The following is a 25,225-nucleotide window of genomic DNA, read 5'->3' on the forward strand; positions in this document are numbered from 1 at the left end:
GGCGTGGCCGGAATCTGGGTGAGGGTGTGGCGGCCAGACAGCCACGGGCGCGTGGTCTGGACGCCGATCGGTAGGATCAGTAGTCGTAGCGAAAGCGGGATCGAGGTGGGCATGCGCGGCTCCAACGATTCGGCGCACGGACTGCGCCACACAAGGTCCATCACCGGTTACGGCACGGACCGGTCAAACACCGGAACGAGGGGGAAAGAGAGGTCTACGCGTTTACACGCGTAGTAGAGAAGCGGATAGCAGACCGCGCACGCACGAGAGGGTGCGGGCAGGAGCGGTTTGGAGGGTGGTCTGCTGAGAGTGCGTCGAACAATGTTGCCGCCGGAACGTTGGCTTGTCAAGGCAGTGTCTTGTCAGCGCACGGTACGGATCGGCCGCATTCTCGCGCCGCGTTCTGCTTGCTGAAATGAGCGACCGGCCCGGCGACAGGCTTGCGGCAGCCGTGCTCCTTTGCAATCCGGATTGTCAAGAATAGTAGCTGAGCACAAATTGCCACGTTTGCCGTGTCGGATTCGCGCCGTATCGTGTATTTGACGCTCCGGTGATGCGCTGCCATTGCAAGGCCAGGTCGACCGGTCCCGCGTGGTAGCGGGCTTCCATCCAGTTCAGCGCGCTGTGGTCTATCAGGTCGGACGATCGCATCGCGGTGAGATCCAGGTGGGTCACAAATGCATCCTGCCAGCGGATGTACACGAGCGCCGCACGCCGCGTCGCCAGATTGCCGCTGTAGGCGTTCTGGCTGAGGTAGGCCCGATAGGCCGGGCCGGATCGTAGCGCTTTCCATTCGGCCGTATCGGGGGCGGCGCCGTCGTATTGGCCTTCCAGTGTCACGCTCAGTTTGTTGTTGCCGGTCCAGGTCAGGCCGGTGGCGAAGCGGTTACGCCAGGCGACCGTCCCGGCCGGACTGCCGGGCGCCTGCCATTGCTGCCATGCGTTTTGCTGCCGCCCGCCCGCCCATTCAAGGTAGGCGATGGTGGAGTCGCTCACCACGCGCGAAACGTTGAACCCCAACTGCGGCGAACGGCCTTGCTCCTGTAACAGCAGCCATTGCGGGTTGAGGTTTTCTGCAAACCGATAGCTGCCGGCCAAGAGGAACCGCTGCCTGGGGTTGCTTGCTCCCCAGTCCAGACTGCCGCCGCTCTGGCTGGGCCGGTCTGCTAGCTTGGGCGACCAAATTGCCGTCACGGAGGCGCGGCTCCAGATCTTTTGCGCGCGCACCATGGCGTTGCCAAGCCGGTTCTGACGCAGACTGTCCGGATCGGGAGAGACAACGGAGCGCACGGTGCCCGCACCGAGGAAATCGGTGGGGTTGTAGCCGAGTGCCACGCCATAGCGGGTGTTGATGCGGCCTGCATCGAGCATCGTGCGCTGGTCAAACTCATGGCTGACATACGCTTCTTTGAGCAGGTTGACGGCCCGCCCGCTTTGCAGCGCGTGCGACAGGTTCCAATCCACACGGTTGGCCACGACGGCCCGCCACTCGGGGCTCAGGCGGCCGTCCCAGCGGGCGTCGAGTGACAGCCGTTGCGTACTTCTGCCCTGCGAGCCCGTTGTGGCGACGTCCACCTGCAGTTTCAGATCGCGTGAGCGCCGTTCTTTGAACTGGGTGTCATCTGCAAGTTGCAGCGCACGCTGCAGCGCTTCGTCGTCATCGGGCCGTGCGCTTGCGGATGCGTTCGGATCGGTTTCTCGGCCGTGTTGAGGCCCCACCTGTTTCCGCCGCGGCTCTTCCTGCGCGGCTTCATCCGCGGGTTGCGGGGTGCCGCCGTCCTGGGCCCGAGCAGCAACGGCACTGCCAAGCGGCAGCAAGAGCAAGATGAAGCGGAGATTGGCGAGGAACGGCATGCGCGGGTTCTGCGTTGGGTGGATCAAGCACCATGCCCACTTGCGGGCTGGCGCGGTTCGCCACGTTATTCGGCGCGGAAACGGGGCAGATAGTCGCGCTGCAGCCAGGCTTCGGGCACGTTGCGCCAGGCAAAGTCGCTCCATCGCATTACCGTGACCCATTGCGCGTTCAGCCCGTCGATGATGACCGTCTCGGTGGGGCGATCCCGCCCGAGGGCTTGCTGGTAGCGACGGTAGTAGGCCGTCTTGAGGAGTTCGCCGCTGGACGCGTAGAACAGCGCCTTGCGGGTGCGGTAGCCCTGGCGGTCAACCCACAGATCAATCGCGCTGTAGCTCACGTCGGGCCGGCGGGCGGTGAGGCGGAGCTTGTAGGTCTCGCGCGACTGCCGTTCGCCATCGACGATGGTGTCTTCTGCCACCAGTGTTGCGTCGTAGTCGAGTGCCCAGTTCACTGTCATGACATCGCCGTTCGACGCCTGTCCGAGCAAGCGCTGCTGCGGAGAGATCGGGATGCTGGCCTTGCCGTTGGGGTCATACACCCACAGGTCCTTGCCGCTTTTCAGCGTCAGCTTGCCGGCGTCGCGTTCCGGGCTTACGTAGCGCAGCAGACTGCGGAATTGTCCGCGGGTCGGGTCTGCGCGCGAATACAGGATCAGCGTGCTCGATTCATCGGCCTTGCCTTGCTTGTAGCCGACCAGATCCACCTTCAGGCTGAACGATTTGCCCGGGTTGCGCACTTCGTCGCTCAACGCCAGGATCTCTTGCGCGTTGGGTACGGCCCATGCGGCCTGCATGCCGCCGCACAGGAACAATACGCACGTCAAGCTCAGGCTCGTCAGTGCGCGGCGCGACAGGCTTGCAAAGCGGCTGCGCGAACTTGCGTTGCTCATGGTTTCGATGTCTCCATTGACGAACGGGTGCGTTCAGGCGTGCCGCAGGGCGGTCACAATGTTGGCGCGAGCTGCACGCCGGGCCGGAAGCCATGCCGATAGCAGCGCAACTGCCACGAGCCCGAGCGTCGTCGTCAGTACAAGGCTGGGTTCGCCCCAGATGCGGATGACGATCTGGCTGGGTTCGGTCACACCGGGTGGCATCCAAGTCAGGCCGGCATGGTTGATCAGCCAGGATGACGCAAGCGAGATCAACAAGCCGCACACGCAGCCCAGCGCTCCGAGCAGCGCACCTTCGCACAGGAAAAGCCGCTGAATGCCCGCACACCTCAGACCGATGGCGCGCAGCGTGCCTATTTCCAGCGTGCGCTCCATGACCGCCATGTTCATGGTGTTGCTGACCGTGAACAGCGCCACGCACGCGATCAGCACGGTGACGAAGCCGAAGATGAGGCCAAACATGTCGACGATGCGCCCATATAGCGGCTGCAGCGTGGCGAAGTCGTGCACTGCCAGCGGCTGCGTGCTCAGCCCATTCTGAAAAAGGTGCTCAAGACGGGCTTGCGCTGCGGGAATCATGGCGGTGTCGTGCAATTGCAGAATCACCGCGGTTGCCATGGGCTCGCCATTGCCATAGAGCAGGCGCTGGGCCTGTGCCAGATGCAGGCCGACGTAGATGTCGTCGAGTTCACGCGCCCCTTGCCTTTCAAGGCCGACGACTTGCAGGCGACCGACGTTGGGTGCGCCCGCCGCCGTCGCGGTCAACAATTCGATCCGGACGTCGTCGTGTCCCTTGCCGGCTGCGGCCGCGGTGTCCGCGGTGTCTTCAACGAGCGCCGCCAGATCGGATGGTAATGGCGCCGCGTCGGTGGACCGCGTTTGCGTCGGCGGCGGCCCGCTGTTTTTGCCGCCGATTTCACCGGCGATAGGCAAGCCGAGTGTGGTGGCAAGACTGCGTCCGAGAATCGCCGCATTGGGTGCCGTATCGGTCAGGCCGGACGACTGGAACGGTGCCCCCACGCCGTGGGCGTCCCAGTGCCGCAAGAGGTTCTGCCCTTGCGGCTCGGTTCCCTGGACGAATACGGGGCGCGACGCGCCGGTCGCGTAATGTCCGGCGACGCCGCCCATGTTCAAAACAGGCGTGGCTGCCGTCAGCATTGGCCCAAGTATGGGATCGGTCTCGACGGCTTTCTGGATGCGGCGATAGTCGCGCAGGGCGTATTCCGTCGGATTGCCGCTGCCATATTGCAGGTAATCACGGTGCTGGATCTGCAAATGGCCGAGCCCGCGCACAAACGCGGTTTCCAGGCCGTACTGCACGGCACGATTGAAGCCGCCAAACAGCAATATCCCGACCATGCCCACGATCATGGTCAATAACGTCGCCAGTGTGCGGCGGCGATTGCGCAGCAGGTTGCGCCACGCCAGCATGATCAACTGCATGCCGCTGCCGCCTTGTGTTCGGTTGAGCCCCAACGTGCAGGCGTATCACGTTCCTGGCGTTTCACCTTGCCATCGCTCACGTGGTGCAGATCGTCGGCGGCGGCGATCACCTGGGGATCATGGGAGGAAAACACCACGGCGACCGCGTGCTCGCGTTGAAGCCGGCGCAGCAGCGCCAGAATGGATCGGCCGGTCAGACTGTCAAGGTTCGCGGTCGGCTCATCGGCGAGTACCAGCGCGGGCCGATGCACCAGCGCACGCGCAATGGCGACCCGCTGGCGCTGGCCGCCGGACAGTTGACCCGGGCGATGCTGCGCCTTGTCGGCCAGGCCGACTTCATCCAGCATCTCCATCGCGCGTGCCTTTCGCTCGGCAGCCGGCACGCGTTGCAACCACAGTGGATATTCGACGTTTTCATACGCCGACAGAACGGGCAGCAGATTGAAGTTCTGGAAAACGAAACCGATGTGGCGCGCACGGAAGTCGCTCAGCGCGTCGCCGGACAGCTCGGCCAGGTTGTGGCCCGCCACCTTGACTACGCCCGCCTCGGGCCTGTCGATGCCGCCAAGCAGGTGGAGCAGGGTGCTTTTCCCGCTGCCGGAAGGTCCCGCCAATACGGTGAATCTTCCATTGGCGATTTCGAGTCCGGCATCGCAGATGGCGGGAACCTTGACTTGGTCGAGCCAATAATCTTTGACGATTCCTTGCATTTCAGCGGCAAACATCAAGCTCTCCGATTAAAAGCTGCTTGATTCATTTTTGAATCGGGTTGCTGGCGGGTTGCGCCATCGACGGGCGGTTCCGTCTTTGTGTAGGTGTAACGCAATGTCTTGTCTGGCTTGCGCCATACGGTGCGGGGCATGCCGGCCGTTCCATTGTCGGAGACGGTTTTTGTGTTGCGATGCCGGTGCTGCCAATCAAGGCTGGGATTATTGTCTTTTCCAGAAGTTAATGGGCGATATTTAAATGGTGTTTTTTGTGATGCGAGAAAATATTAAATAAATTGTGTCGCCCTTGCCGCGATGCATTTTGATGGCAATTCCCACCCGAATCGAATCAGGATTACGCTGGTCCGACGATGAAATGATGTTCTGAGTATTCAGTCCGCAGGCATTACAAGCTGTCCGGTCGGCGGCTCAAGTGCCGCGACTATCGCCCTGGCTGGTGTTGGCTCGGTGCGTGCCAGTGCAGGGGCGCCGTCTGCAAGACTGTTGCGAACCTGCTTTAATACACCCCGCTCGCACCGGGAAAGCGCTGTATCTAATGCTACATAACGGTGCGGCTCCATTACGCCCCATGAGGCCCCACAAGGAGAATCCCCACCATGGTCACGCTGAATATCAACGGCAAATCCGTGGAAGTTGATGCCGATCCGTCAACGCCGCTGCTCTGGGCGTTGCGCGACAACCTTGGTCTGACTGGCACGAAATTCGGTTGCGGTGTCGCCTCGTGCGGTGCCTGCACTGTGCACCTGAACGGCCAGCCCACGCGCAGTTGCGTGCTGCCGATCTCCGCGGTGGCGGGCCAGCAGATCACCACCTCTGAACACATCAATGACGACAAGGTCGGCCGCGCCGTGTTCGACGCCTGGGTCAAGCACGACGTGGCGCAATGCGGCTACTGCCAGAGCGGCCAGATGATGAGCGCGGTGGGTCTGCTGCGCACCAAGAAGAAGCCGACCGACGCTGACATTGATACCGCGATGGCCGGCAACCTGTGCCGTTGTGCGACGTATCAACGTATTCGCGCGGCCATTCATGACGCAGCGAAGTCGCTGGCCTGAGCCCCACCGGAGAACTCACGATGCGTATTCGAAACCTTGAAGCGCTGGCCGGTGGCGGCGCGCAACATCAACCGGCATCTACTGACGCCGACGCCGCGACGCTTGATCGCCGCAGCTTTTTGAAACTCACGACGCTGGCGGGCGGCGGTCTTGCACTGGGAATTGCACCGGTGCTGGCTGGCGCGCAGGACGCGAAGGCCAAGCCGCCTTCAGCACCGCAGGCGTTCATCATCATTGCGCCGGACAACACCGTCACCGTGGCAGTGAACCGGCTGGAGTTCGGGCAGGGCGTTCATACAGCACTGCCGATGGCGCTGGCTGAAGAACTCGACGTGGATTGGCGCAACGTGCGAGGTATGCTCGCGCCGGCGGCTGATCCGTACAAGGACCCGGGCTTCGGTATCCAGATGACGGGCGGCTCGACGGCACTGAACCACTCGTTCCAGCAATACCGGGAATTGGGCGCGCGTGCGCGTGCGATGTTGATCTCGGCAGCGGCTGAGCGCTGGAAGGTTGATCCGTCGATGTGCCGCACGGCCAATGGCGTGATCACCTCGGGCAGCAACCGCGCCACGTACGGTGAACTCGCGCAAGCCGCGATGGCGTTGCCGGTGCCAGCACAGGTCACGCTGAAGAACCCGTCGCAGTTCCGCATTGTCGGCAAGCCGACGCCGCGCCTGGATGCACGCGCGAAGCTCGACAGTTCGCTCAAATTTGGCCTCGACACACGTCTGCCGAACATGAAGGTGGCCGTGCTGGCCCGCCCGCCGCGCTTTGGCGGCAAGGTGGCCAAGTACGACACGGCGGCGGCCAAGGCCGTCAAGGGCGTGGTCGATGTGCTGCAGATCCCGACCGACCGTGGCGGCACGGGCGTGGCCGTCATTGCGGACGGCTACTGGCCTGCCAAGCAGGGCCGCGACGCGCTGCAGGTCACGTGGGAAGACACCGGCTCGACCGTATCCACCCCCGCGCTGATGGCGGAGTACAAAAAACTCGCGGGCCAGCCCGGCACGATGGCCAAGGCCGCCGATGTGAGCGCAATCCAATCCGCTGCGAAGCACATTCAGGCTGATTACGAATTTCCGTACCTCGCCCACGCGCCGATGGAGCCGCTGAACTGCACGATCGATCTGCAGCAGGACGGTGGCAAGACGACCGGCGCCAAGGTGTGGGTCGGCTCGCAGTTCCAGACCATCGACCAGGGTGCGATCGCCAAGGTGCTCGGCGTGCCGCCCGAGAAGATAGAGCTGAACACGATGATGGCCGGTGGCGGTTTCGGCCGGCGCGCGATCACCACGTCAGACTACGTGGTGGAAGCGGCCAACGTGGCCAAGGCCTACGCAGCGGCCGGGCACAACGGCCCCGTCAAGGTGATCTGGAGCCGCGAAGATGACATCCGCGGCGGCTACTACCGCCCGATGCATCTGCATCGCGTGAACGTGGGCGTGGACAGCAGCGGCAAGGTCGTCGGCTGGGACCATGTGATTGTCGGTCAGTCGATCCTCAAGGGCACGCCGTTCGAGGCTTTCATGGTCAAGAATGGGGTGGACAGCACCATGACCGAGGGCGTGATCGAAAACGACTACGGCTTCCCGATGCAGGTGACGGTGCACCACCCGGACGTGAACGTGCCGGTGCTGTGGTGGCGTTCTGTGGGCCATACGCACACGGCCTATGTGATGGAAACCATGGTGGATGAGGTTGCGCACGCCGCCAAGCAAGACCCTGTGGCCTTCCGCCTGGCGCGCTTTACCGGCAAGGAACACGAACGCCATCGTGCGGCGCTGCAACTTGCCGTGGACAAGTCCGGCTACGGCAAGCGCAAGCTGCCCAAGGGCCAGGCCTGGGGCGTGGCGGTGCATGCATCGTTCGAGTCAGTGGTGGCGTATGTGGTTGAGGTGTCGGTCGACCAGGGCAAGCCACGTGTGCATCGTGTCACGGCTGGCGTGCATGCCAACCGCGTGGTCAACCCGATGGGTGCGCAAGCGCAGATCCAGGGTGCTTGCGTGTTCGGCCTGGCGATGATTCAGCCGGGCTTTGCCATCGACATCGAAAACGGCGCCACCAAGAACAGCAACTTCACCGATTTCCCGCCCGTGCGCATGCCAGACGCGCCGCCGGTGAGCGTGTTCTTTGTGCCGTCGGAAGACAACCCGACCGGCCTGGGTGAGCCCGGCACGCCGCCGATTGCACCGGCGGTCGCCAACGCGCTGTTTACTCTGACCGGCAAGCGTCAGCGCAAGCTGCCGTTCGACACGGTGTAGTTGTGACCATGGCTTGATGTGATTGAAGCCGGCATGCAGTCGTGTGTGCCGGCTTTCTTGTTCTTGCAGCCCAGTAATCGTCCAGTTTTGCGGACCGATTCTTGCGTCCGCGTTGGCGTTGTTCATCCACCGGAGAAGCATGTCATGGCATTGAATATCCTGTACACCGCCCACGCCAAGGCCACAGGCGGCCGTAATGGCCATACGCAAACCGAAGACGGACAGGTCTCGCACGACTTGTCGGTGCCCAAGGCCATGGGCGGCCCTGGCAAACCGAACACCACCACGCCCGAAGACCTGTTTGCCGCCGGCTATGCCGCGTGCTTCGGCTCGGCGTGCGACTTTGTCGCCAAGAGCATGCTCAAGCTCAATCCGAGCAACATCGAGATCCACTGCGATGTGGGTATTGGTACGCGGGATGAGGGCGGTTTTGGTCTGAAGGTGGGCCTGACTGCACGGATCAGCGGCCTGTCGCAAGCCGATGCCGAGAAGCTGGTGGCACAGGCGCACCAGGTGTGCCCGTATTCGAACGCCACCCGCAACAACGTGGAAGTCACGCTCAAGACCGAGGTGGCCTGATGCCGCAGCCGCCTGTTGTGGGTGCGGTTGTGGGTGTACTGCTGGCCGCGGGCCGCGGCAGCCGGTTTGACGCGGCGGGCGGAGTCAACAAGCTGCTCGCGCCGCTGCCCGATGGAACACCCGTGGCGGTGCAGTCCGCGCGCCACCTGAAGCAGGCGCTGGGCGATGTGGTGGCTGTGGTGCCTGCGGCTGCCACACATGGCGCGCAGATCGACGAGTTGATCGCGCTATTGGCCAAGACAGGCTGCGAGGTATTGCGATGTTCAGGCGCCGCACGTGGCATGGGCGCCAGCCTGGCTGCCGGCGTGGCCGCGCGCCCGCAAGCTGGCGGCTGGGTCATCGCTCTGGCCGACATGCCGTGGATTGCCCCTGACACCATCACGCAAGTTGCCAACGCACTCGACCCACACCATTGCGTTGCGCCCTTCCATGCGGGACAGCGAGGCCACCCCATCGGCTTCGGTGCTGATTTCTTCATCGGCCTGACATCGCTTGACGGGGATGAGGGCGCGCGGCGGCTGATTGACCCCGCCACGCTGATCCGCATCGAAACCCATGACGCCGGCATCCTGCGCGATGTCGATACGCGCGCTGATCTGGCGCGCTGATCTGCGCCGTTCTGCTTACAACGAAGCGCCGCCGCACATCACGATCTGCTGACCGGTGATGGCGCCGCCGTATTCGCCCGCCAGAAAGGCGGCCATGGCGGCCACCTCTTCGGGAGCGATGAAGCGGCCGATGGGCGGCATGCGTGGTGGGGTTTGCGCGCGTGCGGGGTCGCGCAGGAATGGCGTGTCTGTCGCGCCGGGCGCGATCACGTTGACGGTGATGCTGCGCGGCGCCAGTTCCGCTGCCCACGAGCGCGCCATGCCCACGAGGGCCGCCTTGGTGGCAGCGTATTGGCTGCGTGTGGGCGCACCGTTGGCGGTGCGGCTGCCGATCAGGAGGATACGGCCGCCGGCCGGCATGCGCGGCACCAACTTATCGGCCAGGAACGCTGCAGCATCCACATGCACGCGCCACATGGCAGCGCCATCGGCGGCAGACAGTTCGCCCAGCGGGGCGGTCCGCATGAAACCCGCCGCATGCACCAGCGCATCGACTGTGCCGAGGCTGTCGCACACTTTGCCCAGGCGCTCGAAATCGGTCACATCCACGTGTGCGATCTCCAACCCTTCGATCGGCTCGGCGGGCGCGGTCCTGCACAGGCCTGTTACCCGCCAGCCGTCGGTGAGCAGGCGCGCCGCAATGGCGTGGCCGATGCCGGACGAGGCACCCGTCACCAGGGCATGGCGGGCTGTAGCAGGGGGGTATGCGGGGTGGGTCGGCATGTTTATTCCAGCGGGGCGATTTCCACATCAACTTCGTCGCGCTCGTGGAAGGGCTCGAGTTGATCGGGCGACGCACCGTTGTCGGTAATGAGCGTCCAGGGCCGCTCGATGGGGGTCCAGTGCTGCTGGCTGGCGCGCCCCAGCTTGTCTGCCGTGGCAAGCACGAACACTTGCGCAGCTTGGCGGATCACGCATTCCTTCAGATACGCCTGATCGGCCGAAGCCTCGCACAAGCCGTTGGTGGCGACCACGCCGTCGGCGCTCAGAAATGCCTTGTCGACGCTCACGCGGCCGAGCGACAACTGCGCGAGCGGCCCGAGCGTGCTCATGCTGGATGGGCGCACATCGCCGCCGATGAGCGTGACCGGGATGCCGCCGGCCGCCAGCGATGTCACAACCATGAGGTTGTTGGTGACAACGTGGACTTGCCTGGCCGAAAGATGACGCGCCAGCGCTGCGGTGGTCGTGCCGCCGTCAAGGAAGATGGTGTCGCCGTCGGCGATGTGCACTTGCGCCAGGCGGGCAATCGCTTCCTTCTGCTCGCGTGCGCTGCTGCGGCGCTCCTCCAATGGTGCTTCGGGTTCGTGTGAGCCGACTGCGGCCGCGCCGCCGTACGTGCGCAGGATGCGGCGATCAGAAGCGAGCGCGCGCAGGTCGCGGCGCACGGTGGCTTCCGACATGCCGAAGTGCTCGCACAGCGTGGCGACATCGTTCATGCCGCCCAGCACGGCTTTCAGCATGGCCTCGCGGCGCTTCGTGACTTTCATGTCTGCAAATATCCCACCGGCCTCAGATGGGGGGCCACTGTAGCAAATCGGCCCCGGCTCGGGTCAGCCACGTACCCACGATTCATCCACCGTCACGTATTTGATGCGCTGGCGGAAATAGGTGAAAGCAATGTGCAGCGCACCGTCGTTCCCTTGCACGATGGAGGGGTATGAATACTCGCGGTTGCGCTGGTCGGCGGAGTTGTTGGTCATGCAGTAGCCATCGCCAATTTCAATGTTGCGCCGGCGCCAGGTGTGGCCGCCGTCTTCCGAAATGGCCAGCGACAGGGGCGCGCGCGGGGCGCCCCAGAACGCGGTGCCGCGCGTGGACGCCTGCTGGTCGCGCAGCTCGCCGTGGTCTTCGGCGTCTTCAATGTCGTCGTACAGCGAGGTGCGGCGGCCAGTGCTGTGCGAGGCATCGCTCTCGTTGTAGACAAGTGCCAGATGACCGTTGCGCAGTGCCACGAACTGGATCGACGAATTGTTGTTGGGCAGCGTTGTTGGCTGCGGTGCGCTCCAGGTGCGGCCGTCCTGGGAGCGGCTGGCGTAGATGTGGTCCGCCCAGCGGCTGCGGTACAGCGCGAGCAGGCTGCCGTCGGCCAGCGTCTGCACGTTCATGTGCACGCAGCCGATGCTGTCGGGCACGTCGTAGCGGTTCCAATTGCGGCCCTGATCTTCGGAGATCATGACGGCGCTGACGTCGTCGTTGCCGACCCAGCGCTCGCCGGGCTGCGTGCGGCACAGGAACACGGGGCACGCCCAGGCGCCATCCGGCAGCACGACGATGGGCTGGCGCACGAAGGTGCCGGCCTGGTCGAACAGCGTTTCGATCGGCCCCCAGCTATGGCCGTTATCGGTTGAGATACGCCGGCGCACGATGGCCGTGTTCTGGTGGCCGGAGAGCTGCGCCGTGTAGATCAGCCAGAGGTCACCGGTTGGCGTAGTAAACAGCACCGGGTTCTGCTCTGATCGCGTCGGGTCTTCCGATAGCTTGGTTGCGGGTTGCCATTCCGTGCTGCCCGCTGCCAGCCGCGACAAGTAGATCGACACATCGGGAATGCCTTCCTGTGTGCCGCCAAACCACACGCACAGCAAGTCGCCGTTGGGCAGGGCGTGCAGGTTGGCTGCGTGGTTCTGCACGCAGGGCGTGGGCAGGAAGGCTTCGCGGCGCTCGGCGTCGGTATAGGCGGCGCGCACGCTGGAATCGAAGGCGGCGTAGGCCGGAAGGGTTGCACTCATGTTGTGTCTCGATGCTTGGTGTCTGGGGGATCAGTGCGCCGCGTTACGCGGCTCGATGCTGCTGACCGATGCATTGGCCGTGGTGGGCTCGATCGTGCGAAAGAACAGCTTCTCCACCACCAGCACCAGGGCCGGTGTGACGAGTGCGATGTACATATTGTCGATGCCGAACGGATTGCCCAGCAGGTACCAGATGGTGGTTGTTACCGCTGCCAGAATCAGGCCAAAGACCACGCCGCGGCGGCTGTTGAAGAAGGGCAGGTAGATACCGATGAGCGCAACGACGGATACGGAGAGCCGCAGCGCCCGCGTGAAGAACGACAACGCCAGAATTTGCGGTACGAACAGCACGAACACCAGCGGCAGCACGCCCACCGCCAGCGAAATCCAGCGCGTGGCGCGCAGCTCCTGCTCGGGCGTGGGCTGATAGCGGGGTACATAGAAGTCAGCCACGATAAGCGAGGCAATCGCCAGCGCCACGGTGCACACGCTCACGAAGATCGATGCCACCAGCGAAGTTGTCACCACGCCAGCCAGCAGCGGGTGCATGTGCTGCAGGAACACCGGCAGCGCATACAGGCTCTTGATGCCCGGGAACAGGTACTTGGCGGCTACGCCGATGAAGCCCAGCGCAATCGAGATCGGCACGCACAGCACCGCCGCCATCAACGACGCCGAGCGTGCAGACTCCGGGCTCTTGGTGGACGAGATGGCCTGCACGATGAACTGCGTCGAGAAGATCGCCCCGGCCGAGCCGATGATCCACGCACCGATGGTGCCGCCCGACAGCGCACCCTTCCACGTGAAGTAGTGCTCCGGCATGGTTTGCACCATGGGCGTGATGCCGCCCGAGAGCTTCCACGCCACCGCGACGATGATGCCGATGCCCAGCACCTTGACCGCGCTGTGCACGATGGTCAGGTAGGCCACGCTCTTGAGCCCGCCCCACACGAAATAGATCGTGCTGATGACGGCCGTGATGAGCGCCGCCGTCGGCAAGTTGATGTGCATGACCGTGGAGATGGCCGCCGCGCCGCTCACGTAGTTGCCCACGTTCACCAGCAGCAGCGAATAGATCATGATGGCCGACACCACCAGCTTGGCCGTGTTGCCGTACTTCTTGGCGATGAAGCCCGAGATGGTGAACTGCCCCGATGCGTACAACCGCTTGGCCATGAACAGGCCGAAGAACAGAAAGCCGATCGACGCGGCGATCACCGACCACGACGCGGCAATGCCCACGCTGAACGCCTCTTGCGAGGTGCCCACCGTTGACTTCGCGCCGATGTATTCCGACATGAGCAGCACGGCCACCACCACGGCCGGCATTGAACGCCCGGCCACCATGAACTGCTCGGAATTGCGGCTGCGCAACCGGATGCTGGCCACGCTGGTCACCACGATATAGATCACGACCATGGCGATGATCATGGTGGTGTCCCAGTTCGAAAACGAGGTCATCTTTGTCTCCTGATTTTGAGCGGATGGCTCTGGCCAGCCCGGCGTGTATCCGTCGGGTCTGGCCTTGCGCGGGGGCGCGCGATGTTGCTGCGTACTACATGGTGTTTGGGTTGCCTCAGGCCGCGCGCGCTGCTTCGCGGTCGTCGTGCCGGGTGGCGAGTTCGCAGGCCTGGCGGAAGGCTTCGAGCATGCTGCGTTCATCGGCGATGCCCTTGCCGGCAATGTCAAACGCGGTCCCATGGTCGACCGAGGTGCGGATCACCGGCAGGCCCACAGTGACGTTCACCCCAGCCTCCAGGCCCATCACCTTGACCGGTCCGTGGCCCTGGTCGTGATACATCGCGACCACCACGTCAAAATCGCCCCGGCCGGCGCGGAAGAACAGCGTGTCGGCGGGCAGCGGGCCTTCGACGCGCCAGCCGCGCGCCCGCAGCACCTGCACGGCGGGGATGATCTTTTGCTCTTCCTCACCATGGCCGAACAGGCCATTTTCTCCTGCATGCGGGTTGATGCCGCATACGCCGATGCGCGGGTTGTCGATGCCGGCGCGTACCAGCGTGGCATGCGCGCGTTCAATGGTGCGCTGGACCAGGCCCGGCTCGATGCGGCGGATGGCATCGAGCAGGCCGATATGCGTCGTTACGTGGATCACGCGCAGATTGGGCGCCACCAGCATCATCGAGACTTCATCGATGCCGGTCAGGTGCGCCAGCATTTCGGTGTGGCCGGGGAAGATGTGGCCGCCCGCGTGTAGCGCTTCCTTGTTCAGCGGCGCGGTGCAGATGGCGTCCAGTTCGCCTGCGGAAGTCAGCTCGACCGTGCGGGCGATGTACCGATATGCCGCATCGCCTGCGATCGGTGAGAGCTTGCCGTAGGGCAGGTCGGCAGGGATGAGGCCGAGGTCGATGCAGTCCACCACGCCGTAGCGGAAAGCCGCGTCGGCGGGGCGTTCGATCGAGCGCACGTCCAGCGCCACGCCAGCGCGTTGGGCGGCATCGCGCAGGCGTGCCGTGTCGCCAATCACCAGTGGCCGGCATTGCTCGTACACCGCGCGGTGCGTGAGTGCCTTCATGATGATTTCAGGGCCGACACCGGCGGCATCGCCCATGGTGATGCCGATGACAGGACGATAGGTCATTGCGTGAGTTCCTTTGGGTGGAGTGCCGACCGCGGTTTCGATCAACCGTCGCCAGGCGGTATGCAGAGAGCCGGGTGCGCCAAAGCCACCCGCTTTGGTGACGATCGGCAGCACGCGGCCGACACCCGTGAGTCGGGCGTGCAGCAACGGCATCCCGGGTTCAATTTCATCGGTCAGTTGCAGCGCGTCGATGCCGGCCGCCGACAGCACGGCGCGCGCGGTTTCACCGCCCGTGGCAATCAAGCCGCCGGCATGCGGCAGAGCGGGCGCCAACAACGTAGCGAGGCGGCGGCAGAAGCGCAGCCCGTCGGCGCTGTTGCCGCGCGTGGTCTGGCTGAGCGTGACCAGCACGTCGCGGCCTTCGCACAGCGCGTCGATCACGGTCTGGGTGATATCGGCCTGCGGTGTGTCGAGTGCCTCAACGGGAAGCTCCAGCGCCAACAAGCCGGCACCTGCGCCTGCCTTCAATTCGCGGGCCTGTGTGTGCGACACGCTGGACATGCTGCCCACCACCGTCAGCACCGGTCCGGTGATAGAACTCACGACATCGCCTTCGGCGGCAGCGTTGGCACCGCCAAGCCCAAGCGCGCGAATGAGCGCGGGCGCCAGCCCGGCCGAGCCGACCCAGAAGGCGTGCGCCAGCTGTGCCGAGGCATCGGCGATGTACGCCAGGTCTGCGTCGGTCTCGGCATCGCACACCACGGCGTGTACGCCGTCTGCTTGCAGTGCGGCGAGGTGACCTGCCAGCGCGGTGGTACCGGCGCGGATATCGCCCAGCGTCAGCACCGAGGTCTGCAGCCCCTGGCGGACAAGCATGTCCAGGAGATCGCCGCGGCCCGCGATGCCTTCGTTGCGCCACACCTCGGTGTCTTCCACCGCCACGCCATGCAAGCGTTGGCAGCCGCGGAGCGTGGTACGTCCCGCCGCCGGAAACGCCGGCGCTACGATGGCAACGCCCGCCAGCGGCACCAGTGCCGCCACCTCGGCGGCGACATTGCCGCGCAGAGTCGAATCGATTTTCTTATAGAGACGCGTGGCCGGTCGGGCCAGCGAGCGCCACGCAGCGACTTGCGCGGCTGCTGCATCGGCGACGTTGGCGCGGCGCGTATCCGTGTCCAGCGCGAGTACGTCGGCGCTGATCGGTTGGCCCATATCGGCGCGGAGCATGACCGCACTGCGCAGTCCCGCACGCACGCCGGCCACCGCGCAATCGGCGGCGCCTGACAGGTCGTCGGCCAGGATCAGCAGCTTTGGGGCGGCTTGAGGGGCTTGGGCGGTTGTGTTCACGGCAGCAGGCGCTGGTAAATGGCCTTGATGTCCGCATGGCTCAGCGGCTTCGGGTTGTTGCCCAGCAGACGCTTGACCTTGGAAGCAGCCTCGGCCAGCGCATCCAGGTGCGATTCCGACACGCCAAACTGGCGCAGGTCCTGCGGGATCTGCACGACGTCGGTCCACTCGGTCAGCCGTTCGATGAGCGCGTCGGCGGCGGTCTCGTCGTCTGCGTCATGGCTGCTGATGTCAAGCGCGCGTGCCACGTTGGCCAAGCGCACGACGATAGCGTCCTTGTTGAACGCCATCACGTGCGGCAGCAGCATCGCGTTGGCCACACCGTGCGTAATGCCAAACATGCCACCCAGCGGATACGCCAGCGCATGCACGGCAGCCGTGCCGGCAGCGGTCAACGCCAGGCCGCCGTACATCGAGCCCAGCATCATTGCCTCGCGCGCCTTGACCGAGCGGCCGTTCTCATACGCCTCGACAATGCTCGCGCCAATGAGCCGCATCGACTCCATCGCAAACATGTCGCTCACCGGGTTCGCCTTGGTCGAGATATACGACTCCAGCGAATGAACGAACGCATCGATGCCGGTGGCGGCAGTGATCGGCTTGGGCAAGTCGAAGGTCAGCTCCGCATCGAGAATCACCAGTTGCGGCAGCAGATGCCGGCTTACGATGCCCACCTTCAGCTCTTCGTCGGGCAACGTGACGATCGCGTTGGGGGTGACTTCAGAACCCGTGCCTGCCGTGGTCGGCACCAGCACCAGCGGAATGCCTGGGCGCTTGATCAGATCAATGCCGAGCCATTCGCGCAGCGGCTGTTCATTGGTCAGGCGCACTGCAAACAGCTTGGCTGCATCCAGCACGCTGCCGCCACCGATCGACAGAATGGCATCCGGTGCAAACGGCGCAATCTGCTCGCGAAACACGGTTTCGACGTTTTCAATGGTCGGTTCCGGCTCAACGCCGCGCACGATGCAAGCTTCAATGTCACGCGCGGTCAGCGCTTGCACCACGCGCCCGATCACGCCGTTCTGCTCCATCACCGGTTGCGTGATGAGTGCGACGCGTTTGACTGGTACGTCGAGCAGCGCGAGTTTCTCTGGCAGCAACGCCAGGCTGCCGGCGCCGTGGACGATGTGCTTGACGGTCTGGAAGTGATAGGTCTGGGACATGGCGTTCGGTGATGTGGGGGCGGGCGGCGAGGCTCAGGCGACGTTCAGTGCAGCCCGGTAGATGGCGAGGGCTTCGGCCAGCCGCTCGCGGCTTTTCGCATCGAGCGGCTTGGCCGGCGAGCGTGCGGGGCCAGCGGGCATGCCGAGCATTTCTGCCGCGGTCTTGAGCACCACGGGCATGGTGCCGAGCGCAAACGCATCACGCAGCGCGCGCAGCGATTCCTGCGCGGCGCGTGCGGCCGGAATGTTGCCCGCCTGGAACTGGTTCCAGATCGACATGACAACGTGCGGCACCGCATTGGTGGTGGCCGCCACGGCGCCATCGCCACCGGCAATCAGCGTCCACAGGATCATTGAATCGGTGCCGGTGAAGACGGCAAAGTCGTCGCGGCGCAGGTTGATCAACTGCAGCAGGCGGTCGAAATCACCGCCGCTGTCCTTGATCGCGCGGATATTCGGGATGTCCGCCAAACGGCGCACGGTGTCGATCGTGAGCGTCACGCCGGCCTTGGCCGGAATCGTGTACAGCAGGATCGGCAGCGACGTGGCACGCGCGATCTGCTCGTAATGCGCAAACAACTCTGGCTGCGTGGCGCCATTGAAGTACGGCGTGATGACGGACACGCCATCCACCCCTACGTCCTGCATTTTGTGGTTCAGCGCGATCACATCACGCGTGGCATAGGCGCCGGTGCCGGCAAAGACGGGCACGCGGCCGCGCGCCTGTTCCACGGCAATGCGCGTAATGCGCAGCTTCTCTTCTTCGCTCAGCGCGATGAATTCGCCATTGGTGCCGAGCACGAACAGCCCGTGGACGCCCGCATCGATCAGCCGATCGACCAGCACGCGCAGGCCGTTTTCGTCCACGTCTTCGGTTGGGGTCATCGGGGTGATCAGGGCCGGGACGATCCCTTTGAACGTGGTCATGTGGCGATCCTTTCGTGGTGGGCGAGCGGCCCGTGAGTCAGCTTGAGCAGGAGCGATGCATGGTCCGTATGCCAAGCGCATCGATCGGTTTGGTCATTGTAATTCAATAAATGATCGAATCGATCAATGTTTACCCTGATCTTAGCCAACCGCCGGAGGATTGCGCACATCCCCAAGCTTGGCGCAATCTTGTTCTGTTTGTTGGGTGGCAAGGGAATGCGGGTGGCGGAGCGTATCGGTCATTCTGAAAAATACAGCACCTTATTTTGATCGATTCAATCTAAATTGGGGTAAAAGTACGCCAAGAGCCACTTTTGCGTCGCCGCAACTTGTCCACAGCAATGCGCGCGCCGCTTGCAGAACCCACCGCAAACAGTTGACGCAGAAGGGTTTGTTGCACGATGTAACAGCCCTGCTCGATGTGGATAACTTCCACTGCACGCACACGTTTTACGTGATCTGCACGTTTGCATAAACCCGTCAAGTCCTTTTGTGGCTTGGGTTCCGGCCGCTGAAGCGGGTTATGCACAGAACATGTGGATAAGTCTGTGGGAAACACTATCCGACCCGCGTGGCGGCGCGTTCGGATGGGCGTTGCTCGCGAATGTGGCAAGACTTGTCAGGGGCGGGGCGCATGCAGATTGCAACGATTGATTACAACTTGAAACAGCAAGCCGGGCGCCCATTGATCAGACTCCCAATACGCGATGGCTTGATCGCGACCGACGCATTCAAGGAGAAGAACATGGTTCGGGTACTGACGATTCTGCTGGCCGGTGCCACGCTACTGACGGCAACCGGCTGTGCCGACATGACGGCACGTCAACGTAATACCGCCATTGGCGCGGGTGTGGGCGGATTGGCCGGCGCTGCTCTGTTTGGCGGCCCGGGTGCCACGCTCGGCGGCGCCGCGTTGGGCGGTCTGGTGGGCAACGTCTCGACGCGTTGATTGGATATCGACCTGAGGGTCGGCTCCACAAAAAACGGACCCGGGGTCAATCCTTTGGGTCCGTTTTTTTATGCCTGCGCGCGGCTGCGAGTGCGCAGCAATGCTTCCAGTGCCGACACTTCCAGCGGCCGGCCAAACAGGAAGCCCTGCACTTCGTCGCACGCATGCTCGCTCAGGAAGGCTGTCTGCTCGGGGGTTTCCACGCCTTCGGCCGTGACGGTCATATTCAGCGCGCGGGCCATTGCGATGATGGTCTTGGTGAGCGCCACACAGTCGGCCACTCCAGGCACGCCGCTGATGAACGATCGATCGATCTTGATGTTGTGGATCGGCAAGCTGCGCAGATATGACAACGATGAGAACCCGATGCCGAAATCGTCGAGCGAGATGCGCACACCCCGTGCGGCAAGACTCATCAGCAGACGCTGCGTCGACTGCCGATCGGCCAGCAGGACGCTCTCCGTCAATTCCAGTTCCAACTGGCCCGGGGCCATGCCCGAGGCTTTAAGCGCTTCATCCACGTCGCGCTCAATCACGCCGGCATCGCATTGCCGTGCAGATACGTTCACCGCCACGCGCCCCTTGAAGCCGAACGTGCGCGCCCATGCCTGGCCCTGCGCGCAGGCTTGCATGAGCGCCCAGCGGCCGAGTTCGAGGATGTACCCGGACTCTTCCGCCACGTCGATGAATTCATTGGGCGACACCGCACCCAGTTCGGGGTCGGACCACCGCATCAGCGCTTCAACTGCCACAAGTTCGCGCGACTTCAACGCGTACTTGGGTTGATACACCAGCCGCACTTGACCGCGCCCAAGCGCGCGGCGCATGCGTTCGTTAAGCGTAAAGCGGCGCAGCATCTGCGTTTCCAGCGTGCGCGAATAGCGGGTGACGCGGTTGCGGCCGTTCTCCTTGGCTCGGTACATGGCCGCTTCAGCGTGGCTGACCAGCGTGGCCGCGTCACTGCCGTCTTCCGGGTAGGCTGCCACGCCAATGCTGGCCGACAGATGCACTTCGCGCTCGCCGCCGGTAAAGGGGTGGCTTAGCGTGTCGAGCACCTGTTGCGCGAGCGTATCGGCGGCGCTCGGGTCATCAATGGCCACGCAGAACTGGTCGCCACCCAGGCGGGCCAGCAGCGCGCGTTGGCCCGCCTGGGTGCGGATGCGCTGCGCTGCCATGTTCAGCACGTGGTTGCCCACGTGGTGGCCCATCGCCTCGTTCACGGTTTTGAAGTGGTCCAGCCCGATATACAGCAGCGCGGATTCCCCCGTGGATGGCAGCGCCAGCCGCGCATCGAGCCGCTCGATAAACGCCGCGCGATTGGGCAGGCCGGTGAGCGAATCCTTGGTCTCCAGCAGGCGCAACTGCTCGTAGGTGGAGCGCTCAGCCGTGATGTCGGTAAAGATGACCAGCACCGCGTGCGGTGATGCGCTGTCCGGCGAGAACATGGGCAGCACCGATTCCCGCAGCCACACGATCTGCCCATTGCCGGCCGGCATGCCCACGACCACATTGCTGATCGCGCGTCCGGTGCGGGCCGCCAGCGTGGAAGGCCATGCCGCGCGCGGCAGAATGGCACCGTCTTCGCCCAGCATCATGTCGCCCAAGGCAACACGCGGAGTGCCTCTCCATGACGTGCCCGACATACGCAGGATCTCGGCCGCGCTGCGGTTATACGACAGCACGCGGCCATCGGCGGACAGCGTCAGCACGCCTTCGCTCAGATGATTGACGACCAGCCGGTATTGATTGCGCAGCTCGCGGGTTTGGCGATATTCGTTTTCCAGGCGCAGCAGCTTGACCAGCGCGGCGATGTAGCGGCCGCATTCGGCCCGCAGCGTTGCGTCGTCGGCGTGCGCGTTGGCAGGGTAGAAGAGGCAGAGCAGATCATCGGCGACAGCCATGCCGCCATGCTGGGCTGGAATGCGGCACAGCCATGCCGGTTGCGCGGTGTCCAGCACACGTACAAGCGCTTCGCGCAAAGCGATGGGCGCATTGGATTCACGAATCAGTTCGATGGGTGCCAGCTCGTTGACCAGCGGCGCGATGCGGGCAAGCTCGATATCGAACTCGCCCTGCGCAGCGGCAGCCAAGTGGGCTGCATGGTTGTCGTGCAATGCCAGCCGTGCTCGTGCACGCTGCGTGCCATAGAGCCGCGCCCGCCCCGAAACGACACGCACTGCCACGCACAGTGCAGACGGCAAGGCCGCTTCCAGCGCCCGCAGCGCAGCATGCAGCCGCTCTCCGAGCGAGGCGGCGGAAGGCAATGTGGACAGCAGATGATCGAGATGCTCGTGCGGCAGCGCTGCGCTCATCGCTTGCGCGCTCAGCACCCGTTCACTGGCCTTGCCGGGCAATTGCGCATCGAGCGGCAGCGGCAGTCCGTGCACGACCACCTGCTGCGCGGGCAGCCCGCCAAAGCGCGTGGGCGTGACCGTCAGGCGGACGCTGACCACCTCATTGGAGTCGCTGGCGGAAAGGGCCGAAACGAGCTGTGCCGCCGGGATGGCCGGCGCGTCGGACGTCGTCGCATCGGCGCCCTCCGCAGCGCGAGCCTCCAGCCACGTAGGCACGTCCTGGAAGAAGCGGGAGAAGGGCTCGCCGAGCAGTTGGTCGGCCGACAGCGCCCGCACCATGCAAACGCCAGCCGCATTGGCAAAGACGATGCGGCCTTCGAGCACCACATAGAGCGGAACCGGAAGGCTTTGCGCCGACAACGGGTAGGAAATTCCGTCTTGCATTCCACGCTCCAAACTGAGGTATCACCCGCGACATCTCACCGAAGGCAGTGCTCTTCATGATGCGCAAAAGTCTTGCGCGGCGCAAAGTCTAGTTTGTGGTCGATGCAACACATTGCGAATTTGCTTTGCCGGCCGCGGCGTTGTCTGTTTGCGGGGCCGGTTTCAAAACAGTCTGCTCCGACTGGGCTGCGGGCGGTGTTTGCGTTTCGACATCCGGCGCATTGCCGGTTTCCCGCGCGGCAAAATGCTGATCGATCCAGCGATGCGTCAGTGCTAACCCGATTGCACACATCAAGACGCATGTCCCCATTGTCAGAATGAAATAGGCGCTGATCCGCTCGACTGAGCGCTCTGGAAAGAAAAACGTCGCGGCGGCAAACAGGATGCACACCAGTACGCCAAAGAGCGAAAGCAGATAGTAAAAACGACGCGGCAAGGGCGAATTCATCGTTGTCTCATCCAACTGCAACCAAGAGGGTGTTGCTTTGAATCGTTTTGCCGGCCGCCCAAATGGGCCTGCCATGGCAGGTGCAATTTCGGTGCAATCGCGGTGCAATGCATGTTCGGCGAGGCGGTGGCCTGCGTATGAATTGATATTGCGTTTGCAGTACCGCTGCGATACCTCAGATTGCCGTTTGCGGAAAAAGCTCGAATTGCGGGACCCAGCAGCGCTTGCTATGGTGATGGCACTGAAATGCAACGCGATACCGGTTTGCGGCCTTGCATGATCGCGTACGCTAATCCGATGCGTCAATCGAACTTTCCGGTTGAAGCCTGAGCATCCGGTGTGCCACGAGTTGATTCTTGGCTTAGTGGCGCGGTTTGAAGGGCTACGATCAAAAACGTTGAAATTTTATTTCAGTTATGAATACAATTGATCTAATATCTGATCCACACCAGACTTCATACCAGACTTTATTAGGAGCGCATATGGCGACATACAAGGAATTGGTTGCACAAAAGGCCAAACTGGAAGAGCAGATCGAAACTGCGCGCGCCAAGGAACTGGAAGCGGTTGTCCAGCAAGTGCGGCAGACGGTTGCCGAATATGGCCTGACGGCTGAAGACCTGGGCCTGGCTCAGCGTCGCGGCCGCCGTGCAGGGGCCAAAGCGCCGGTGCCGGCCAAATATCGCGATCCGAAGACGGGCGCAACGTGGTCCGGTCGTGGCCGAGCCCCGGCCTGGATCGGCAAGAACCGCGACAAATTCCTGATCGCCTGATTTGTCAGGCGCTGCCTGACGCGCGTGTAAGCGCGCACCGCAAATGGCCCACCCGCACAGTGGGCCATTTGCATTGGCGTGTGCGATGGTCGTTCCTGTATAACAACGGCATGACGCTCCGCCTGCCCAAATACCTCGAACTGGCCGACCGCATTCGGCTCGACATCCTGCACGGAACCCTGTCGGCCGGCAGCATCGCGCCCAGCGAAAACGAAGTTGCCCAGCGCTACGGCGTATCCCGTTTGACGGCGCGCCGCACGCTGAACGAGCTGGCAGCGCGCGGGTTGCTCAAGCGCTCGCGCGGGCAGCGCAGCGTGGTGCTCGATCGCGTGGGGCCGCATCGGCCGGTTCTTTATGCGCCGGGCCAGTCCGACGCGGCGCTGGAATACGTGCCAGGCGCCGTCTATACGGTCAGTGCATTTCGACTTGAGCCGGCCGACGAAATCGTAGCCGCCGCGCTTGACGTGGCGGTTGGTGCGCAGGTGGCGTTTGTCGAGCGCCGCGCCCAGGTGGAAGGGCAACCCATCATGCTGCTGCGTACGTGGCTGACATCAAGGCTGGCAGCGATGCTTGAGGCGCGCGACTTTGAAGATCGTCTGTTCGTACAGGTCTTTCAGCGCGCCAACCTGACCATCGCGTGCTCGCGCGAGGCGCCGCTGGCCTGCGTGGCCGACGCCCACCAGGCCGCCCAGCTTGGCCTGGAAGCGGGCGTGCCGCTGGCGCGTGTGCGCCGCATCGGCTATAGCGTGGCCGACGTGCCGATCTCCCTCACCTACTGCGATTTTTCCCCTGAACGCTATACGCGCGAAGTCGACATCCGCGTGCTGCAAAACGACTAGAAGCACACTGCGCCAGTCCGGTGCAGAAACGGCGCCACACACCCCGCAATGGGGACTTGTCCGTCCAGTGTATTCAAGCTAGTCTGCGCCCCTTCCCAAGAAAACGTATTCATTTGTGAAGCGACGCTTTGCCGACAGTGTATTGGCACGGCTGTTGCGTTCAGCGCGCCATCTCAGCGGGGCGGGTTGAGCCACCCGTCGCCATCAAGCTGATTCAATCGATTCAACACATCGGAACGACAAGAGGGAGAAATCAATAATGCAATTCAAGCGACGTTTTACGCTGGCAGTGCTGGCCGCTGCCGCTGGTCTGAGCGCAGGTGCGGCGCAGGCCCAGTCGTCCGTGACGCTGTACGGCCAGGTGGATGCCTGGGCGGGCGCCACCAAGAACCTGGGCCAGGACCGCGCCTGGGGCGTCAACTCGGGCGGCATGTCGACGTCGTACTGGGGCCTGAAAGGCAATGAAGATCTGGGCAACGGCCTGAAGGCGATCTTTACGCTGGAAGCGTTCTTCCGCCCTGATACGGGCAAATCGGGCCGCTTTGATGGCGACCATTTCTTCGCGCGTAATTCGTTTGTCGGCCTGCAGTCGAACACCTGGGGCTCGATCAAGCTTGGCCGCAACACGCCGCCGTACTTCGTTTCGACGATCCTGTTTAATCCGTTCATCGACTCGTACACCTTCTCGCCGATGGTGTTCCACACCTACCTTGGCAACGGCCGTACGGGCGCTGCGGGCATTTCGGGCCTGGTGGGCGATTCGGGCTGGGACAACTCGATCATGTATTCCACGCCGGACATGGGCGGCCTGACGGCCAACCTGATCTACGGCGCTGGCGAGCAGGCTGGCCACAACGGTCAGAACAAGTGGGGCGGCAGCCTGCTGTATTTCCGCGGCAACTTTGCAGCCACAGCGGCGTTTCAGCAGGTGCGCTACGACGGCGCGCCGGGTGACCTGAACAGCCTGGTGGCGGGCTTCTCGCGCCAGACGGCGGGGCAACTGGGCGCCACGTACGACTTTGGCGTGGTCAAGCTGTACGGCCAATACCAGTACATCAAGAACACGATCAGCACGGGCGATGCGAAGAGCAATGGCGGCCAGTTGGGTGTGTCGATTCCGGTGGGCCCGGGTGCAGTGCTGGCGTCGTATGCCTACACCAAGACCTCGGGCGCGGCGGATGTGAAGCGCAACACGTGGGCGGTGGGCTACGACTATTCGCTTTCCAAGCGCACCGATGTGTATGCGGCGTACTTCCGCGACAAGGTGTCGGACCTGTCGACCGCCGATACCTTCGGCGTTGGCATTCGCGCAAAGTTCTAAGTCTTTCGCGATCTGCTTTTCCTTGTCA

Annotated in this window: 22 protein-coding genes; 9 read left to right on the forward strand and 13 right to left on the reverse strand. The window is 63.6% G+C overall.

Annotated features, from left to right (window positions below):
* Nucleotides 1–474 precede the first annotated feature (474 nt).
* The 4 genes from PSUB009319_RS17400 to PSUB009319_RS17415 all read right to left on the reverse strand — a co-directional run bounded on the left by PSUB009319_RS17400 (nucleotide 475) and on the right by PSUB009319_RS17415 (nucleotide 4,912).
* A complete protein-coding gene (locus PSUB009319_RS17400; RefSeq protein ID WP_124383449.1) occupies nucleotides 475–1,854 on the reverse strand; it encodes a hypothetical protein in 1,380 nt (459 codons plus the stop codon).
* Nucleotides 1,855–1,919: 65 nt separating this feature from the next.
* Nucleotides 1,920–2,648, reverse strand: a complete 729-nt coding sequence (locus PSUB009319_RS17405; protein WP_124383523.1) for an outer membrane lipoprotein-sorting protein — start codon at nucleotides 2,646–2,648, stop codon at nucleotides 1,920–1,922.
* Between the two features lie 129 nt (nucleotides 2,649–2,777).
* Nucleotides 2,778–4,187, reverse strand: coding sequence for an ABC transporter permease (locus tag PSUB009319_RS17410; RefSeq protein ID WP_124383450.1), 1,410 nt, complete (start codon nucleotides 4,185–4,187; stop codon nucleotides 2,778–2,780).
* Nucleotides 4,178–4,912: an ABC transporter ATP-binding protein gene (locus tag PSUB009319_RS17415; protein ID WP_124383451.1), complete on the reverse strand. Its 735-nt coding sequence runs from the start codon at nucleotides 4,910–4,912 to the stop codon at nucleotides 4,178–4,180. The genes PSUB009319_RS17410 and PSUB009319_RS17415 overlap by 10 nt, the downstream gene beginning before the upstream one ends.
* A 599-nt stretch (nucleotides 4,913–5,511) precedes the next feature.
* Here PSUB009319_RS17415 and PSUB009319_RS17420 point away from each other — a divergent pair.
* The 4 genes from PSUB009319_RS17420 to PSUB009319_RS17435 all read left to right on the forward strand — a co-directional run bounded on the left by PSUB009319_RS17420 (nucleotide 5,512) and on the right by PSUB009319_RS17435 (nucleotide 9,421).
* Nucleotides 5,512–5,970 carry a (2Fe-2S)-binding protein gene (locus PSUB009319_RS17420; protein WP_124383452.1) on the forward strand — a complete coding sequence of 153 codons (459 nt, stop codon included), beginning with the start codon at nucleotides 5,512–5,514 and terminating at the stop codon, nucleotides 5,968–5,970.
* 20 nt (nucleotides 5,971–5,990) lie between these two features.
* Nucleotides 5,991–8,234 carry a xanthine dehydrogenase family protein molybdopterin-binding subunit gene (locus PSUB009319_RS17425; protein WP_124383453.1) on the forward strand — a complete coding sequence of 748 codons (2,244 nt, stop codon included), beginning with the start codon at nucleotides 5,991–5,993 and terminating at the stop codon, nucleotides 8,232–8,234.
* A gap of 144 nt (nucleotides 8,235–8,378) precedes the next feature.
* Nucleotides 8,379–8,813, forward strand: a complete 435-nt coding sequence (locus tag PSUB009319_RS17430; protein WP_124383454.1) for an organic hydroperoxide resistance protein — start codon at nucleotides 8,379–8,381, stop codon at nucleotides 8,811–8,813.
* A complete protein-coding gene (locus tag PSUB009319_RS17435; RefSeq protein ID WP_124383455.1) occupies nucleotides 8,813–9,421 on the forward strand; it encodes an NTP transferase domain-containing protein in 609 nt (202 codons plus the stop codon). Before PSUB009319_RS17430 ends, PSUB009319_RS17435 begins: the two co-directional genes overlap by 1 nt.
* Nucleotides 9,422–9,436: 15 nt before the next feature.
* Here the strand turns inward: PSUB009319_RS17435 and PSUB009319_RS17440 are convergent, their stop codons facing one another.
* The 7 genes from PSUB009319_RS17440 to dapA form a co-directional block, all read right to left on the reverse strand.
* Nucleotides 9,437–10,144, reverse strand: coding sequence for an SDR family NAD(P)-dependent oxidoreductase (locus PSUB009319_RS17440; RefSeq protein WP_124383456.1), 708 nt, complete (start codon nucleotides 10,142–10,144; stop codon nucleotides 9,437–9,439).
* Nucleotides 10,145–10,146: 2 nt separating this feature from the next.
* Complete coding sequence (locus tag PSUB009319_RS17445) at nucleotides 10,147–10,911, reverse strand: DeoR/GlpR family DNA-binding transcription regulator (RefSeq protein WP_124383457.1); 765 nt, start codon at nucleotides 10,909–10,911, stop codon at nucleotides 10,147–10,149.
* A gap of 63 nt (nucleotides 10,912–10,974) precedes the next feature.
* Complete coding sequence (locus PSUB009319_RS17450) at nucleotides 10,975–12,150, reverse strand: exo-alpha-sialidase (protein ID WP_124383458.1); 1,176 nt, start codon at nucleotides 12,148–12,150, stop codon at nucleotides 10,975–10,977.
* A gap of 30 nt (nucleotides 12,151–12,180) precedes the next feature.
* Complete coding sequence (locus PSUB009319_RS17455; protein WP_124383459.1) at nucleotides 12,181–13,611, reverse strand: sodium:solute symporter family protein; 1,431 nt, start codon at nucleotides 13,609–13,611, stop codon at nucleotides 12,181–12,183.
* A 115-nt stretch (nucleotides 13,612–13,726) separates the two neighbouring features.
* Nucleotides 13,727–16,036 (reverse strand): 4-hydroxythreonine-4-phosphate dehydrogenase PdxA, encoded by a 2,310-nt coding sequence (pdxA, locus tag PSUB009319_RS17460; RefSeq protein WP_124383460.1) that lies wholly within the window; start codon nucleotides 16,034–16,036, stop codon nucleotides 13,727–13,729.
* Complete coding sequence (locus PSUB009319_RS17465; RefSeq protein WP_124383461.1) at nucleotides 16,033–17,202, reverse strand: iron-containing alcohol dehydrogenase; 1,170 nt, start codon at nucleotides 17,200–17,202, stop codon at nucleotides 16,033–16,035. The genes pdxA and PSUB009319_RS17465 overlap by 4 nt, the downstream gene beginning before the upstream one ends.
* 33 nt (nucleotides 17,203–17,235) lie before the next feature.
* Nucleotides 17,236–18,129 (reverse strand): 4-hydroxy-tetrahydrodipicolinate synthase, encoded by an 894-nt coding sequence (dapA, locus tag PSUB009319_RS17470; RefSeq protein WP_124383462.1) that lies wholly within the window; start codon nucleotides 18,127–18,129, stop codon nucleotides 17,236–17,238.
* 126 nt (nucleotides 18,130–18,255) lie between these two features.
* Here dapA and PSUB009319_RS22955 point away from each other — a divergent pair, with 126 nt between their 5' ends.
* Both PSUB009319_RS22955 and PSUB009319_RS17475 read left to right on the forward strand, forming a co-directional pair.
* Entirely contained in the window at nucleotides 18,256–18,399 is a 144-nt protein-coding gene (locus tag PSUB009319_RS22955; protein WP_185453497.1) for a hypothetical protein, read from the forward strand.
* A gap of 475 nt (nucleotides 18,400–18,874) precedes the next feature.
* Nucleotides 18,875–19,078, forward strand: a complete 204-nt coding sequence (locus PSUB009319_RS17475) for a glycine zipper 2TM domain-containing protein (protein ID WP_124383463.1) — start codon at nucleotides 18,875–18,877, stop codon at nucleotides 19,076–19,078.
* Between the two features lie 68 nt (nucleotides 19,079–19,146).
* Here PSUB009319_RS17475 and PSUB009319_RS17480 read toward each other — a convergent pair whose 3' ends face one another.
* A complete protein-coding gene (locus PSUB009319_RS17480; RefSeq protein WP_124383464.1) occupies nucleotides 19,147–21,816 on the reverse strand; it encodes a bifunctional diguanylate cyclase/phosphodiesterase in 2,670 nt (889 codons plus the stop codon).
* A gap of 88 nt (nucleotides 21,817–21,904) precedes the next feature.
* Entirely contained in the window at nucleotides 21,905–22,570 is a 666-nt protein-coding gene (locus PSUB009319_RS17485) for a hypothetical protein (RefSeq protein ID WP_124383465.1), read from the reverse strand.
* Nucleotides 22,571–22,746: 176 nt separating this feature from the next.
* Here PSUB009319_RS17485 and PSUB009319_RS17490 point away from each other — a divergent pair, with 176 nt between their 5' ends.
* From PSUB009319_RS17490 to PSUB009319_RS17500, 3 genes are all read left to right on the forward strand, one after another.
* Nucleotides 22,747–23,037 (forward strand): H-NS family nucleoid-associated regulatory protein, encoded by a 291-nt coding sequence (locus PSUB009319_RS17490; protein WP_124383466.1) that lies wholly within the window; start codon nucleotides 22,747–22,749, stop codon nucleotides 23,035–23,037.
* Between the two features lie 110 nt (nucleotides 23,038–23,147).
* A complete protein-coding gene (locus tag PSUB009319_RS17495) occupies nucleotides 23,148–23,876 on the forward strand; it encodes a GntR family transcriptional regulator (protein WP_124383467.1) in 729 nt (242 codons plus the stop codon).
* 259 nt (nucleotides 23,877–24,135) lie between these two features.
* The gene (locus tag PSUB009319_RS17500) at nucleotides 24,136–25,197 is read left to right on the forward strand and encodes a porin (protein WP_124383468.1); all 1,062 of its coding nucleotides are present in this window, start codon (nucleotides 24,136–24,138) and stop codon (nucleotides 25,195–25,197) included.
* The last annotated feature ends 28 nt before the right edge of the window (nucleotides 25,198–25,225 follow it).

Origin of the sequence: Ralstonia sp. SET104, from assembly GCF_003851545.1 — a bacterium.
In the GTDB taxonomy this organism is placed as follows: Bacteria; Pseudomonadota; Gammaproteobacteria; order Burkholderiales; family Burkholderiaceae; genus Ralstonia.